13 protein-coding genes and 1 pseudogene are annotated in these 14,465 nt (G+C 59.6%); 6 read left to right on the top strand and 8 right to left on the bottom strand.

Features of this window, described 5'->3' with window-relative positions; genetic code table 11:
- Positions 1 to 54 precede the first annotated feature (54 nt).
- The gene (locus ACIQU2_RS05695) at positions 55 to 1,047 is read right to left on the bottom strand and encodes a D-cysteine desulfhydrase (RefSeq protein WP_403139318.1); all 993 of its coding nucleotides are present in this window, start codon (positions 1,045 to 1,047) and stop codon (positions 55 to 57) included.
- A gap of 192 nt (positions 1,048 to 1,239) precedes the next feature.
- On the opposite strand from ACIQU2_RS05695, the gene epsC reads away from it, so the two are divergent.
- Together epsC and betT are read left to right on the top strand one after the other, a co-directional pair.
- Positions 1,240 to 2,166 carry a serine O-acetyltransferase EpsC gene (gene epsC, locus ACIQU2_RS05690; RefSeq protein ID WP_046045486.1) on the top strand — a complete coding sequence of 309 codons (927 nt, stop codon included), beginning with the start codon at positions 1,240 to 1,242 and terminating at the stop codon, positions 2,164 to 2,166.
- A gap of 402 nt (positions 2,167 to 2,568) precedes the next feature.
- Entirely contained in the window at positions 2,569 to 4,524 is a 1,956-nt protein-coding gene (gene betT, locus ACIQU2_RS05685; RefSeq protein WP_347802664.1) for a choline transporter BetT, read from the top strand.
- Between the two features lie 27 nt (positions 4,525 to 4,551).
- Here betT and ACIQU2_RS05680 read toward each other — a convergent pair whose 3' ends face one another.
- Both ACIQU2_RS05680 and ACIQU2_RS05675 read right to left on the bottom strand, forming a co-directional pair.
- Positions 4,552 to 4,812 carry a hypothetical protein gene (locus ACIQU2_RS05680; RefSeq protein WP_347802659.1) on the bottom strand — a complete coding sequence of 87 codons (261 nt, stop codon included), beginning with the start codon at positions 4,810 to 4,812 and terminating at the stop codon, positions 4,552 to 4,554.
- A gap of 135 nt (positions 4,813 to 4,947) precedes the next feature.
- Positions 4,948 to 5,688: an SDR family oxidoreductase gene (locus tag ACIQU2_RS05675; protein ID WP_403139317.1), complete on the bottom strand. Its 741-nt coding sequence runs from the start codon at positions 5,686 to 5,688 to the stop codon at positions 4,948 to 4,950.
- A gap of 136 nt (positions 5,689 to 5,824) precedes the next feature.
- Here ACIQU2_RS05675 and ACIQU2_RS05670 point away from each other — a divergent pair, with 136 nt between their 5' ends.
- From ACIQU2_RS05670 to mgrA, 4 genes and pseudogenes are all read left to right on the top strand, one after another.
- Positions 5,825 to 6,715, top strand: a complete 891-nt coding sequence (locus ACIQU2_RS05670; protein WP_403139315.1) for a LysR family transcriptional regulator — start codon at positions 5,825 to 5,827, stop codon at positions 6,713 to 6,715.
- A 130-nt stretch (positions 6,716 to 6,845) separates the two neighbouring features.
- A pseudogene (locus ACIQU2_RS05665) lies at positions 6,846 to 6,999 on the top strand (type II toxin-antitoxin system HicA family toxin).
- Complete coding sequence (locus ACIQU2_RS05660; RefSeq protein ID WP_403139313.1) at positions 6,996 to 7,460, top strand: type II toxin-antitoxin system HicB family antitoxin; 465 nt, start codon at positions 6,996 to 6,998, stop codon at positions 7,458 to 7,460. The pseudogene ACIQU2_RS05665 and the gene ACIQU2_RS05660 overlap by 4 nt, the downstream one beginning before the upstream one ends.
- A gap of 174 nt (positions 7,461 to 7,634) precedes the next feature.
- Entirely contained in the window at positions 7,635 to 8,672 is a 1,038-nt protein-coding gene (mgrA, locus tag ACIQU2_RS05655; protein ID WP_403139311.1) for an L-glyceraldehyde 3-phosphate reductase, read from the top strand.
- Between the two features lie 137 nt (positions 8,673 to 8,809).
- Here mgrA and tauD read toward each other — a convergent pair whose 3' ends face one another.
- The 5 genes from tauD to gshA all read right to left on the bottom strand — a co-directional run bounded on the left by tauD (position 8,810) and on the right by gshA (position 14,203).
- Positions 8,810 to 9,652: a taurine dioxygenase gene (gene tauD / locus ACIQU2_RS05650; RefSeq protein ID WP_403139309.1), complete on the bottom strand. Its 843-nt coding sequence runs from the start codon at positions 9,650 to 9,652 to the stop codon at positions 8,810 to 8,812.
- Between the two features lie 182 nt (positions 9,653 to 9,834).
- Entirely contained in the window at positions 9,835 to 10,668 is an 834-nt protein-coding gene (tauC, locus tag ACIQU2_RS05645) for a taurine ABC transporter permease TauC (RefSeq protein ID WP_403139306.1), read from the bottom strand.
- Entirely contained in the window at positions 10,665 to 11,459 is a 795-nt protein-coding gene (gene tauB, locus ACIQU2_RS05640; protein WP_403139304.1) for a taurine ABC transporter ATP-binding subunit, read from the bottom strand. The genes tauC and tauB overlap by 4 nt, the downstream gene beginning before the upstream one ends.
- Before the next feature lie 15 nt (positions 11,460 to 11,474).
- Positions 11,475 to 12,452 carry a taurine ABC transporter substrate-binding protein gene (gene tauA / locus ACIQU2_RS05635; RefSeq protein WP_403139300.1) on the bottom strand — a complete coding sequence of 326 codons (978 nt, stop codon included), beginning with the start codon at positions 12,450 to 12,452 and terminating at the stop codon, positions 11,475 to 11,477.
- 167 nt (positions 12,453 to 12,619) lie between these two features.
- Complete coding sequence (gene gshA, locus ACIQU2_RS05630; protein WP_403139296.1) at positions 12,620 to 14,203, bottom strand: glutamate--cysteine ligase; 1,584 nt, start codon at positions 14,201 to 14,203, stop codon at positions 12,620 to 12,622.
- Positions 14,204 to 14,465 lie beyond the last annotated feature (262 nt).

Here is a 14,465-nt window from a genome sequence, read left to right as displayed (position 1 = left end):
TTATTCTTTTTTGAGCTAATGGATCATTCCCACGCAGAGCGTGGGAATGATCGGCTACAAAAAGTCTTTGTAGGCAAACAGTGCCGGCGCCCCACCGGTATGCAGGAAGATGATCGGGCCATCATTGAAACGCTGACGACCGATACCATCGAGCAAACCCGCCATGGCCTTGCCGGTATAAACCGGGTCCAGCAGCAAACCTTCCTGACTCGCCACCAGCTTCACGGCGGCCAACGTCCCGGCATTCGGTTCGCCGTAGCGCGGGCCGAAATATTCGTCCCACAACTCGACCTTGAAACTCGCTGGCAGGCGCACGCCCAGCAGCTCTGCACTGCGTTCTGCGAGGCCTTGGACTTTCGGGCGCTGGTCTTCGTCGCTGCGAGAAACCGTGACACCAATCACTGGCAAATCCGGCAGTACTTCACTCAACGCCAACGCCAGACCGCTGTGGGTCCCGGCGCTGCCCGAAGCCAGAACCACGGCCGCGAATGTCAGCCCGGTGTCCTTGATCTGCTCGGCCAATTCCAGCCCGGCGCGCACATAACCCAAAGCGCCCAATGCGTTGGAGCCACCAATCGGCACCAGATACGGCTTCTTGCCGTTGTTGCGTAGACGATCGGACAAGGCTTGCAGTTGTTCGTCGGCGTTGTCGAGGTTTTCCACCAACTCGACCTTGGCGTCGAACAGGTCCAGCAACAGTCGATTGCCGTTACCGACATAGTTAGCGTCGTCGGTACCCAGGGGATTTTCCAGCAGGGCTACGCAGCCCAGGCCAAGCTTGGCCGCAATGGCGGCAGTCTGGCGCACGTGGTTGGACTGAAGCGCGCCAGCGGTGATCAAGGTGTCGGCGCCTTGTGCCAGTGCATCGGCCGCCAGGTATTCGAGCTTGCGCAGCTTGTTGCCGCCCATCGCCAGCGGCGTCAGGTCATCACGCTTGACGTACACATCGCGGCCCAACCAGGCCGACAGGCGTTCGAGTTTTTCCAGGGCGGTAGGATGACCGAGCAGGTCGAGGCGGTTAAAGCGGGCAAGCTGTTGTTTGATCATGGGGTCCGTACTGGCGGAGGGAGATGACAGGACTATAGGCACGCCTATTTAGCGGGGCAACTGCCAATCGCCTTATGCCCAAAAGTGCTGAGCACAGCACAATCGGTTCTTAATTCGGCTTCCAGACCATGCCGTAAAGTAATCGCCGTTGACGCGGCCAGACAGTCCGGCCGCCCGTGAGGAGTTTTTACCGTGAGCGAGCGTTCCAGTCATTGGCAACTGCAGACCATCGTCAGCCAACTGCGCACGGCGCGTGACCAGTGGCGCGTACAAAATGGCCGCGCCAGCACCGAACAGGGCGGTCGCGAGTTGCCTTCCCGAGCGGCCATGGCAGAGATTCTCGAAGCCCTCTGTGGCGCGTTGTTCCCGATGCGCCTCGGCCCGGTGGATCTGCGCGAGGAGAGTGAAGACTTCTACGTCGGCCACACGCTGGACGTTGCGTTGAATGCATTGCTGGCTCAGGCGCGGCTCGAATTGCGCTACGCCGCTCGCCACAGTGCCCAGGCCGACACTGAAGTCGAGGCCAAGACCATTCAGATCATTCAGGACTTCGCCCTCGCATTGCCGGGGCTTCGCAGTCTGCTCGACACCGACGTGCTGGCGGCCTATCACGGCGATCCGGCGGCTCGCAGCGTCGATGAAGTGTTGTTGTGCTATCCGGGGATTCTGGCGGTGATTCACCATCGTCTGGCCCATCATTTGTACCGCGCCGGATTGCCGCTGCTGGCACGGATCAGCGCGGAAATCGCCCACTCGGCCACTGGCATCGACATTCACCCTGGCGCGCAGATTGGTCGCAGCTTCTTCATCGATCACGGGACGGGTGTGGTGATCGGCGAGACCGCCATCATCGGCGAGCGTGTGCGGATTTATCAGGCCGTGACGTTGGGCGCCAAGCGCTTCCCGGCGGATGAAGACGGTCAGTTGCAGAAGGGGCAACCGCGACATCCGATTGTCGAGGATGACGTGGTGATCTATGCCGGTGCGACGATTCTGGGGCGGATCACCATCGGCAAGGGCTCGACCATTGGCGGCAATGTCTGGCTGACCCGCAGCGTGCCGGCGGGGAGCAACCTGACTCAGGCGAATCTGCAGCATGATGACGGGACGCAGAAGTAAGCCCCCGGCTTTTTGGTGACTGATAAACAGTCTTCGTTGGCTGTAGGAGCTGTGTAGGAGCTGTCGAGTGAAACGAGGCTGCGATCTTTTGACTTTGCTTTTTTAAGATCAAGATCAAAAGATCGCAGCCTCGTTCACTCGACAGCTCCTACAAAATCCACCAAACCCCACGTCATACCCTTCCTTGAGCTAGCGTAAGAAAGCTACCGCCGAGCCTTGCGATTAGTCCTTAGCACCCTATTCATGTTTAACTTGAACGCTCATTCAAGTTAAACCGCCGGTTTGCTGCCCGCTCACAACAGGAGGCTTGCCTTTGCCGAGTCCGTTATTGATTGCCCTTCACCCCCTCGAGGTGCACCTTTCATGAGTGCATCGCCCACCCCCGCCAGCGGTCAGGTCCGCATGAATCCGCCGGTGTTTTACTTTTCGGCGACGTTCATTTTGCTGTTCGGCATCATCGTCATCGCCATGCCTGAACAAGCCGGCGCCTGGCTTCTGGAAGCGCAAAACTGGGCGGCCAACACGGTCGGCTGGTACTACATGCTCGCGATGACGCTGTATCTGGTCTTCGTGGTGGTCACCGCCTTGTCCGGCTACGGCAAGATCAAGCTCGGTGCCGACCACGACGAACCCGAATTCAGTTACCTGTCCTGGGCCGGCATGCTGTTCGCCGCCGGGATCAGCATCACGCTGTTTTTCTTTTGCGTGTCCGAACCGCTGACCCATTTGGCGCAACCCCCGCAAGGCGAGGCCGGCACGGCGGATGCGGCGCGGCAGGCGATGCAGATTCTGTTTCTGCACTGGGGCCTGCACGGCTGGGGTGTGTTCGCTTTCGTCGGCATGGCGCTGGCTTATTTTGCCTACCGTCACAACCTGCCGCTGGCCTTGCGTTCGGCGCTCTATCCGCTGATCGGCAAGCGCATCAACGGCCCCATCGGTTACGCGGTGGACGGCTTCGGCATCATCGCCACAGTGTTCGGCCTCGGTGCTGACATGGGCTTTGGTGTGTTGCACCTCAACTCGGGTCTGGACTACCTGTTCGGCATCGCTCACACCCAGTGGATTCAGGTCGGCCTGATCACGCTGATGATGGGCGCGGCGATCATCGTTGCGGTGTCCGGTGTCGATAAAGGCGTGCGGGTGATGTCCGACATCAACATGCTGCTGGCCTGCGCGCTGCTGCTGTTCGTGTTATTCGCCGGCCCGACTCAGCATTTGCTCAACACCTTGATCCAGAACATCGGCGACTACCTCGGTGCGTTGCCGATGAAGAGTTTCGACCTGTATGCCTACGACAAACCCAGTGACTGGCTGGGCGGTTGGACGGTGTTCTACTGGGCCTGGTGGATCGCATGGTCGCCGTTCGTGGGCCTGTTCATCGCACGGATTTCCCGTGGCCGGACCATCCGCGAATTCGTCTTCGGCGTGCTGCTGATCCCGCTCGGCTTCACCCTCGCGTGGATGTCGATCTTCGGCAACAGCGCCATCGATCAAGTCCTCAATCACGGTATGAGCGCGCTCGGCATGTCGGCCATTGATAACCCATCGATGACCCTCTACTTGCTGCTGGAAACCTACCCGTGGAGCAAAACCGTCATCGCGGTCACGGTGTTCATCAGCTTCGTGTTCTTCGTCACCTCGGCCGACTCCGGCACGGTGGTGTTGTCGACGCTGTCCGCCAAGGGCGGCAACCCGGATGAAGACGGGCCAAAATGGCTGCGAGTGTTCTGGGGCGCAATGACCGCGCTGGTGACCAGTGCGCTGCTGTTCTCCGGCAGTATCGATGCGCTGAAGTCCGCGGTGGTGCTGACCTCGCTGCCGTTCTCGATGATCTTGCTGCTGATGATGTGGGGGCTGCACAAGGCGTTCTACCTGGAGTCGCAGAAGCAGATCGCGCAACTGCATTCGCTGGCACCGGTATCCGGGTCGCGGCGTGGCGGCTGGCGTCAACGCCTGAGTCAGGCCGTGCATTTCCCGTCACGGGATGAGGTCTATCGCTTCCTCGATACGACGGTGCGTCCGGCGATTGAAGAAGTCTCGGCGGTGTTCGTCGAGAAGGGCTTGAACGTGGTCACCCAGCCGGACCCGGCCAACGACAACGTCAGCCTGGAAATCGGTCATGGCGAGGAGCATCCGTTTATCTATCAAGTGCAGATGCGTGGCTATTTCACGCCGTCGTTTGCCCGTGGCGGCATGGGTTCCAAGGAACTCAACAACCGTCGTTATTACCGGGCTGAAGTGCATCTTGCAGAGGGCAGTCAGGACTACGATCTGGTGGGTTACACCAAGGAGCAGATCATCAACGACATCCTCGATCAGTACGAACGGCACATGCAGTTTTTGCATTTGGTGCGTTGATCGAGAGTCGGTGGCGCCGGGCCCTTTTCAGGTATCGGCGCTCAACACCATGAACAACACCATCGCCGCCACCGGCACGCCGAACACGGCGCTGCCGACCACCAGTTCCGTGCTGAACGGCTGGCCGGCATTGACCATGCCGACCGCGCCGTTGATCAACGTCAGTGCCAGCCACAGCACGACAAAGCTGAAGGCCAGGGTCTGGCGACTGAAGCCGATTTTCTCGCCGATGAACAGCATCAGCGCCAGGAGGATCAGGCCGAAGGTGATGATGATCGTGGTGTGCATGGTGTGTTCCGCCCTTCAAATGTGTGTTGCTTTTGGGGCCGCCTTCGCGAGCAGGCTCGCTCCCACAAGGTCGTCGCAATCCTGTGGGAGCGAGCCTGCTCGCGAAAGGGGCACTGCGGTGTCAAGTGAGCATAGTTAAACCAGCCCGCCGTTGACGCGCATGATTTGCCCGTTGACCCACGCCGAATCCGGGCCGACCAGGAAAGACACAACGCGGGAAATGTCTTCTGGCTGAGCCAGACGTTCCAGCGGGGCCATCTTGGCGAAGTTCTGGATCTGCTCTTCGCTCTTGCCGTGCAGGAACAGATCGGTGGCGACCGGGCCAGGCGCGACGGCATTGACGGTGATGTTGCGACCGCGCATTTCCTTGGCGAACACCTGGGTCAGGGATTCCACCGCCGCTTTGCTGGCGATGTACACCGCATAGCCCGGCAGGTTCATGCCGACGGTGCTGCTGGAGAAGTTGATGATCCGTCCGCCAGCGTTCAGGCGAGTGGCGGCTTCACGCAGGGTGTTAAACGTGCCGCGAGCGTGAATGTTGAAGTTCTGGTCGAACAGCTCATCCGTGTGTTGCGCCAGCGGCAGGACTTTGAGGATACCGGCGTTGTTGACCAGCACATCGACCTTACCCAGTTGTGTTTCGGTCTCGTCGAACATCCGGCGTACGTCGTCGGCGTTCGCTACATCAGCCTTGATCGCTATGGCCTGGTGGCCGGCCTGACGCAATTCGACCACCAGTTTTGAAGCTTCGGTGGCACTGCTGGCGTAGTTGATGGCGACGGCGAAACCTTGTTTGGCCAGTTGTTTGGCGATCACCGCGCCGATGCCGCGGGAGGCGCCGGTCACGATGGCAACTTTCGTAGTTTGAGTAGTCATGGCGGTGAATCCTTTTGAGTCGGGAGTTGTTTGCTCGGTGTGAAGCCAGATTCACATGTTTACTCAGGCTGATAAATGCACGAGAGTTGCCTTGACTGTTCAATAATCGCCAACAATCGACCGCCAGGAGACCCGCGTGGATCAAGTCAAAGCGATGAAGGTTTTCGTGCGCATCTACGAGCGCAGCAGCTTCACGCTGGCTGCCGACGACCTGAAGCTGCCGCGGGCGACGCTGACCCACACGCTGAATCAATTCGAAGCCTGGCTCGGTACGCGTTTACTGGAGCGAAGCACTCGCAAGGTGCGCCCTACGCTGGACGGCGAGGCGTACTACCTGCGTTGTGTGCAGCTGCTGGCGGAACTGGAAGAAGCCGAGCTGGCATTTCGTAGCGTTGCGCCAAAGGGCCGGTTGCGCGTGGATTTGCATGGCACGCTGGCCAAACACTTTGTGATCCCGGCGTTGCCGCAGTTCATGGCGCGCTACCCGGACATCGAACTGTCCATCAGCGAGGCCGACCGCTTTGTCGACCTGATCGCCGAAGGCGTCGACTGCGTGCTGCGCGCCGGCACCTTGGGCGACTCCGCGCTGATCGGCCGCCGCGTCGCCAATCTGCGCCAAATCACCTGCGCCAGTCCCGCGTATCTGCGCAAATACGGCGAACCGAAAAGCCTCGACGACCTCAAACATCATCGTGCTGTGAACTACGTCTCGCGCACGACCGCCAAGTTATTTCCTTTCGAATTCATGGTTCATGGCGAGCTGAAGGAAGTGGCAATCGATGGTGCACTTTCAGTATTCGGCGCGGAAATTTATGCGGCGTCGGCGATTGCCGGGTTGGGCCTGATCCAGTGCCCGCATTACCGAATGGAAACGCAGATTTCCCAGGGTTTGGTGCAGGAAGTCCTGATCGATACGCCACCACCACCGATGCCGGTTTCGGTGTTGTATCCGCACAACCGACACATGTCGCCACGGGTACGGGTGTTTGTGGATTGGCTGGGGGAAGTGTTTGCGGGGGCACAGTAGCCGCTGGTCTATAGGGAAATCGGGCCTCTGCACGATAGGCCAATATTTATCAGAGTGTGTATGGTGTGTATTGGTATGAAGCTTCGTCGCGTAGTGTGCGCAGCAGATGCTGCCCACAAGGACGAAGGTGATGCGAAGTCGGGAAATGATCAGGATGATCGAGGAGGATGGTTGGTATCTGGTGGCATCCATGCAAGCCAGGGAGGGTGACAATAAAGCCCCCGGACTCGGATCTTCCGAAAGGAACGATCAACAGCATATTGAAACAGGCGGGTCTGAAATGAGACCCGACACCGGATACGAAAGCCCCGAGCGGGCCACATCACAGGAAGGACTTACCGAAATGAAATTCCCGGTCGTTCTGCACAAGGATGCCGACTCAGGATACGGAGTAATTATCCCGGACGTGCCGGGTTGCTTCTCCGCAGGCGGTACTGTGGCGCAGGCATTTGAAAACGTGAAAGAAGCGCTGTCGTTGCACTACGAAGGCTTGGTGGCCGATGGCGATCCACTGCCGCAGGTGCATGAGATCGACGCTCATCTTGATAACCCTGATTACGCGGGCGGCGTGTGGGGGGTGGTCGAATTTGATATCACGCCTTACTTCGGAAAGTCGGTGCGCTTCAATGCCACACTGCCTGAGCAGTTGCTTGAGCGTATCGATCAAACAGTCAGGCGGGATCAGCGGTACAGCTCAAGGTCTGGCTTTTTGGCTGCCGCCGCCTTGCGTGAGTTGTCGGCGTAAATGTTGATCGTTCCCACGTAGAGCGTGAGAACGATCAACTGACGGCAAAGATGAAATATGTGAAACGTTTCAGCATTTTCTCGAGTCCGAGGTTCATCGGCGTTTGTCTGGGCGTATGCTGGGCAACTTGCGAAGCAGTCGATACCAACTTCAAGACAGACAAGAGAGGATTCGATGACCTACACCGCTGCCGAAAACCGCTATGACTCCATCCCTTACCGCCGCGTGGGGCGCAGCGGGCTGGTGCTGCCGGCACTGTCTCTGGGCCTGTGGCACAACTTCGGCGACAGCACGCCGATCGACACTCAGCGTTCGTTGCTGCGTACCGCGTTTGATCTTGGCATCAACCATTTCGACCTGGCCAACAACTACGGCCCCCCTTATGGCAGCGCCGAGATTAATTTCGGTCGTTTGCTGCGTGAAGACTTCAAGCAGTATCGCGACGAGCTGATTATCTCCAGCAAGGCCGGTTGGGACATGTGGGCCGGCCCTTATGGTCAGGGCGGCGGTTCGCGCAAATACGTGCTGGCCAGCCTTGACCAGAGCCTGCAGCGCCTGGGCCTGGACTACGTGGACATCTTCTATTCCCACCGCTTCGACCCGGACACGCCGCTGGAAGAAACCGCCAGCGCACTGGCCACCGCGGTACAACAGGGCAAGGCGTTGTACATCGGTATCTCCTCGTACTCGGGCGTTAAAACCCGTGAAATGGCCGCGCTGCTGAAAGAGTGGAAAGTCCCGTTGCTGATTCATCAGCCGGCTTACAACCTGCTCAATCGTTGGGTGGAAAAAGACCTGCTGGATACGACGGACGAACTTGGTACGGGCGTGATTGCGTTTACGCCGTTGGCTCAGGGGTTGTTGACCGACAAGTACCTCAACGGTGTGCCAGCGGACGCGCGGGTCAATCGTCCGGGTGGTGGTTCGTTGCAGACGGCGCACCTGTCCGAAGCCAACATCGCTCATGTGCGTGCGCTGAATGAGATCGCCAAGCGTCGCGGTCAGAGTCTGGCGCAGCTGGCATTGGCGTGGACGCTACGCGATCCGCGCGTGACGTCGGCGCTGATCGGTGCGAGCCGTCCGGAGCAGATTATCGAGAACGTCGGGGCGTTGAAAAATTTGAGCTTTAGCTCGGAGGAATTGGCGGAGATTGACCGGTTTGCCCAGGAGGGCGGGGTCAATCTTTGGGAGAAGCCTTCCACCGCTGAGTAAGCTTTTCGGCGCCGGATGACCTAGCGTCTGTTCCGGCCCCTTCGCGAGCAGGCTCGCTCCCACATTAGACTTCGGTCACCTGTGGGAGCGAGCCTGCTCGCGAAGGGGCCATCAATGTCAGCAGACATTCCCAGGGCTCACCGAAAAAACGGCACATCCCCCAACACCGTCGCCCGCTGCATCACCCGCCGAGCCGGCCGGTAATCATCCACGGCGTAATGCTGTGTCACGCGGTTATCCCAAAACGCCACGTCGTCCTTCTGCCAACGCCAGCGAATCGTAAATTCCGGCCGTGTCGCGTGGGCAAACAGAAACTTCAGGATCACCTCGCTTTCGGTTTCCGACAGCTCATTGATCTTCGACGTGAAGCCTTCATTGACGAACAACGACCGACGTCCGCTCACCGGATGAGTGCGGATCACCGGGTGGGACAGCGGCGGGTTTTTCCTGCGCGCTTCTTCCCACTGGGCCAAGGCGTCCGGCGTGTTGCCATAGCGCTCCAGCGGGAACGAACGAGTGAAATCGTGGGTCGCGGTCAGCCCTTCGAGCAAGGTTTTCATCGGCGCGGACAACGCTTCATACGCTGCAATACCGCTGGCCCACAACGTGTCGCCACCAAACTCCGGCAGCAACTTGGCACTGAGCACCGCGCCCAGGGCCGGGGTCGGCAGGAAGGTCACATCGGTGTGCCAAATCGCGTTGTCGCGCACGTCGGTGACGGCGGTGTCGAGGATCAGCACTTCCGGCTGTTCTGGCACATTCGGGTAGATCGGGTGAATGTGCAGGTCGCCGAAATTGGCGGCGAAACGCGCCTGTTGCTGCGGTGTGATCGGCTGATCGCGAAAGAACAACACTTGATGTTTGAGCAGCGCCTGCTCGATGGCGTCGCGCTGTTCCAGATTCAGCGGTTGGCTGATGTCGACGCCGCTGATGTGTGCGCCGAGGGCGTAGCTTAAGGGGACGATGGTCAGGTTGCTCATGGTGTTCTCTTCAATTCTGGGGGGACACCGCACCTGTAGGAGCTGCCGAAGGCTGTGATCTTTTGATGTTGTTTTTAGAGAGCAAGATCAAAAGATCGCAGCCTCGTTTCACTCGACAGCTCCTACAGGGTTGATCCAAAAAAAGGGGGGTATTAAGGCAGTTGCTCCCACATTCAAATGCTTCAGTGAGCCTGGCCATGCCACGGCACCAGTTTGCGTTGCAGGGCACGCAAGCCCATCTCCATGGCGAAGGCGATCAGCGCGATCACCAGAATCCCCAGTACCACCACATCGGTGACCAGGAACTGCGCGGCCGACTGCACCATGAAGCCCAAACCGCTAGTGGCGGCGATCAATTCGGCGGCGACCAGTGTCGACCAACCCACACCCAGGCCAATCCGCACACCGGTCAAAATGTCCGGCAACGCGCTCGGCAGAATCACATGGCGAATCAATTGTGCCCGAGTCGCGCCCAACGATTGCGCGGCGCGCACTTTGGCCGGGTCGACGTTACGCACGCCGGTCGCAGTAGCGATGGCGATCGGGGCGAAGATCGCGAGGTAGATCAGCAAGACTTTCGACAGTTCACCGATGCCGCACCAGATCACGATCAGCGGCAGATAAGCCAGCGGTGGAATAGGGCGGTAGAACTCGATCAGCGGATCGAGAATGCCGCGGGCAATGCGGTTGTGGCCGATGGCGATTCCAACGGGCACGGCGGTCAGCACCGCGAAGCCCAGGCCCAGACCGATTCGGCTGAGGCTCGCGCCAAGGTGCTGCCACAACGTTGAATCCATGTAGCCGGTGGTCACCAGCAGCCAGCCTTTTTGCAGCACCGCGGACGGTGGCGGCAGGAACAGCGGTTCGATCATTCCAGTGGCGGTGACCGCCCACCAGATAACCACGAGCGCGATGAGCGTCAGCAGACTGATCCAGCGAGTACTGAGACTGCGACGAACAGGAATCACCGTCGAGTGCGGTTTGACCGTGACGGCCGGAATCTCATAGCTGCTCATGCGCGCTCCTGCCGCTGGGCGGCGCTGCGTTGGGAGAACACTTTGGCGAGCACGTGTTCGCGGGTTTCGATAAAGCGCGGGTCAGATTTGATTGATCGAGCGGACTCACCGGCGGCGTAACGCTGACCGAAATCCAGGCTCAGGCGTTCGACGATTTGCCCAGGGTTCGGCGCCAGCAGAATCAGGTCCGTGGCGAGAAACACCGCTTCTTCGATGTCGTGAGTAATCAGAAAGACCGGTTTTGCGGTGCGCTGCCAGACTTGCAGCAGCAGCTCCTGCATCTGTTCGCGGGTGAAGGCATCGAGGGCGCCGAAGGGTTCGTCCATCAGCAAAACGCGTGGATCAGCAGCGAGGGCGCGGGCCAGGCCGACACGTTGCTTCTGGCCGCCCGAAAGCTGCCAGATCCGGCGGTTTTCGAAACCGGAAAGGTCCACCAAAGCGAGCATTTCCCGGGCGCGCAGTTCACGTTTTTCCCGCGCAATGCCGGCCAGTTCCAGACCGAAACCGACGTTGGCCAGCACGTCCTGCCAGGGCAGCAGGGCATCGTCCTGGAACACCACGCCGCGTTCGGCGCTCGGGCCTTTGACCGGCACGTCGTCAAGGGTGATGCGCCCGGCGCTGGGCTCGACGAAACCGGCAATCAGGTTCAACAGCGAGGTCTTGCCACTGCCGGACGGGCCGAGGGCGACCAGCAACTGCTGGGGCCCAAGACTCAGGGAAATATCCGCCAGTACCAGTTCGGCGGCGCCGGGGTACTGTGCGCTGATGCGCTCCAGCTGAAGCAAAGCCATCGCGGTTAACTCCGATCAGTTGGTGATGTATTTGGCGCTGACGTAGGGGGCGTAGTCCGGTAGCACGGCTTCAACCTTGCCTTGTTCTTTCAGGAACGCGGCGGTGTCGGTGATGGCCTTGGTGGTCGGTGCACCGAGGGTGATCACTTGATCAGCCGCCAGCGGGAAGACGTTGCCTTGCAGCAGCAATGGAATGTCGCTGGCCTTGGCGCCGGAGAGTTTCACCAGCTTGTCGACATTGGATTGGTTGGCGAGCCAGGCTTTGGGGTCTTTGCGGTAGTCGGCGTAGGCATCGAGGGTCACTTTGGCGAACGCGGTGACGATTTCCGGATGCTTCTCGGCGAAGTCTTTACGCACGATCCAGGCATCGAAGGTCGGTGCGCCGAACTTGGCCAGTTCACCGGAGGTGATCAGCACTTTGCCGTTTTCCTTGGCCACACCGAGGGCTGGGTCCCACACGTAGGTGGCGTCGATGTCACCGCGTTTCCACGCAGCAATGATGGCTGGCGGGGCAAGGTTGAGGACGGTGACTTTTGATGGGTCGATGTTCCAGTGCTTCAGCGCGGCCAGCAGGCTGTAGTGGCCGGTGGAAACGAACGGCACGGCGATTTTCTTGCCGATCAGGTCCTGCGGGGTTTTGATCCCGGAACCGTCGCGGGCAACCAGGGCTTCAGCGGCGCCGATCTGCGTGGCGATGAGGAACGTTTCTACGGGGACTTTGCGAGTGATTGCCGCCGTCAGGGGGCTGGAACCGAGGTAACCGATCTGCACGTCGCCGGAAGCGATGGCGGCAATGATATCGGCGCCGTTGTCGAATTTTCGCCAGTCGATCTTGAAGTGGGTGGCTTTTTCGTACGCGCCGTCGGCCTGGGCGACTTTCGCCGGGTCTACGGTGGTCTGGTAGGCGACGGTGACGTCAGCCGCCTGGGCAAAGAAACTCACCGCAGCCAGAGACGCGGCCGCCAGCAGGCGAAGGGGGAAAGTCAGTTTCATTGAGAAGCTCCTTGTCAGGCGACCGAGAGTCGGCGTGAAAGGAGACTAAATGATCTAAGAATCCGGAAATAAATAACTTTTTAGAATGAGCTTATGAACGGAAAATTCTAAGCAGGTAACCTGATCGCTCCCACGCTCCGGTGTGGGAATGATCAGTGCCAAGGAGGTTAGTTGCTAATCGCCAGAATGCTCGCCTGATACGACCCGACAAACACATCGAAATCGCCCACCTCGTTCTGCTCCAGCTCAATCTGCTCGGCCAGCGACGAACGCGCCCGGTCTTCAAACTTGGCTTGATCATCGCCATTCAACGGCTCGCTGCGGAAAAACTCCGCATGTGCGCGGCTCTGACGCAGGGAGAACTGGCTGAAGCTCTCTTTGTGCTCAGCCATCGCCGCCAGCACCTGGGCCGAGGGTGTCAGCGACGGGTCCTTGACCTTGGCCAGCTGCGCATCCAGGGCCTTGCTATGTGCATCGCCGCCATGGCTCTGGTCCAGCATCGCCGCCAGTGGTGCAATCTTCTCCAGCAACTCGCTGGCCCACTCTTTCAGGTCCACCGGATGACCGTCGCGTTGCAGTTGCAGGCCCGGGCGACGACCTTCCTTGACCACACTGAGGAAGTTCGAGGTCGCATTGCTGCAAGAAGTGTTGGTCAGCAACGGGCTCTCGTTCAGCGCGCAATACAGCAGGAACGCGTCGAGGAACCGCGACTCTGGCAGGTCGATGCCCATCGGCAGGAACGGGTTGATGTCCAGGCAACGCACTTCGACGTACTGAATGCCGCGGGCCACCAGCGCCTGGATCGGCCGTTCACCGGTGTAGGTCACGCGTTTCGGGCGGATGTTGGAGTAGTACTCGTTTTCGATTTGCAGGATGTTGGTGTTGAGCTGAACCCACTCACCGTCCTGATGCGTGCCGATTTCGACGTACGGCGCGTAAGGCGTTGCGACCGCTTTGCGCAGGCTGTCGGTGTAACTGGCCAGATCGTTGTAGCACGGGGTCAACCCGGCCTGGGCGTTGCTCTGGTAACCCAAGTCACTCATGCGCAGGCTGGTGGCGTACGGCAAGTACAAGGTGTCCGGGTCCAGTTGTTCCAACTGGTGCGAACGACCGCGCAGGAAACCGGCGTCCAGCGCAGGGGAGGCGCCGAACAGGTACATCAGCAGCCAACTGTAGCGACGGAAGTTGCGGATCAGGGCGATGTAGGCTGACGACTGATAGTCACGGTCGGTGCCGACAAAGTCTTCAGCGGCTTTGAGCAGCGGCCAGAGCTTTTCCGGCAGGGAAAAGTTGTAGTGAATCCCGGCGATGCACTGCATGGTCTTGCCGTACCGCAGGGCCAGGCCCTTGCGGTAGACGTACTTGAGCTGACCAATGTTGGACGTGCCGTAATAGGCAATCGGGATGTCTTCCTCGGCCGGCAACGGGCACGGCATCGATGGACTCCACAGGTACTCGTTGCCGAGCTTGCTGTAGGCAAAACGGTGGATCTTGTCCAGGCTCGCCAGCGTATCCGCCGGGTCGGGCAGGGCGGGCGTGATGAACTCCAACAGCGACTCGGAATAGTCGGTGGTGATTTGTTCGTTGGTCAGCGCGGAACCCAATTCTTCCGGGTGCGGCGTTTGCGCCAGGCGACCTTCGCCGGTCACGCGCAGGCATTCACGTTCGATGCCGTGAAGGCACTGTTCGAGCAGAGAGAGGTTAGCGCGCTCGCCGAGCAGAGCCAGGCGGCGGTTGAGAAGTTCGCTCAAGTTGGATTCCTTCACGCGTCAGTCGCCCCAATATGGGGGTGGGCAAGACGGTCTACAAGGGTGAAGTTGAAACTGGCGTTTTCGCCTGGTTTTTGAGCAACACAGACTGATGTCGGTCAGCCAAGTCGCCACAATCCCTGTGGGAGCGAGCTTGCTCGCGATGGCGGTGTGTCAGACGACATAGATGTTGACTGACACGCCCTCATCGCGAGCAAGCTCGCTCCCACAGGTTTTCATAGCGCCGAAATTAACTCAAATGGGT

This window comes from Pseudomonas sp. NPDC098740 (assembly GCF_044760065.1).
Classification (GTDB): domain Bacteria; phylum Pseudomonadota; class Gammaproteobacteria; order Pseudomonadales; family Pseudomonadaceae; genus Aquipseudomonas; species Aquipseudomonas rossensis.
The sequence above is the reverse complement of the archived record's forward strand: the minus strand, read 5'-3'. Positions and strand labels throughout refer to the sequence as shown.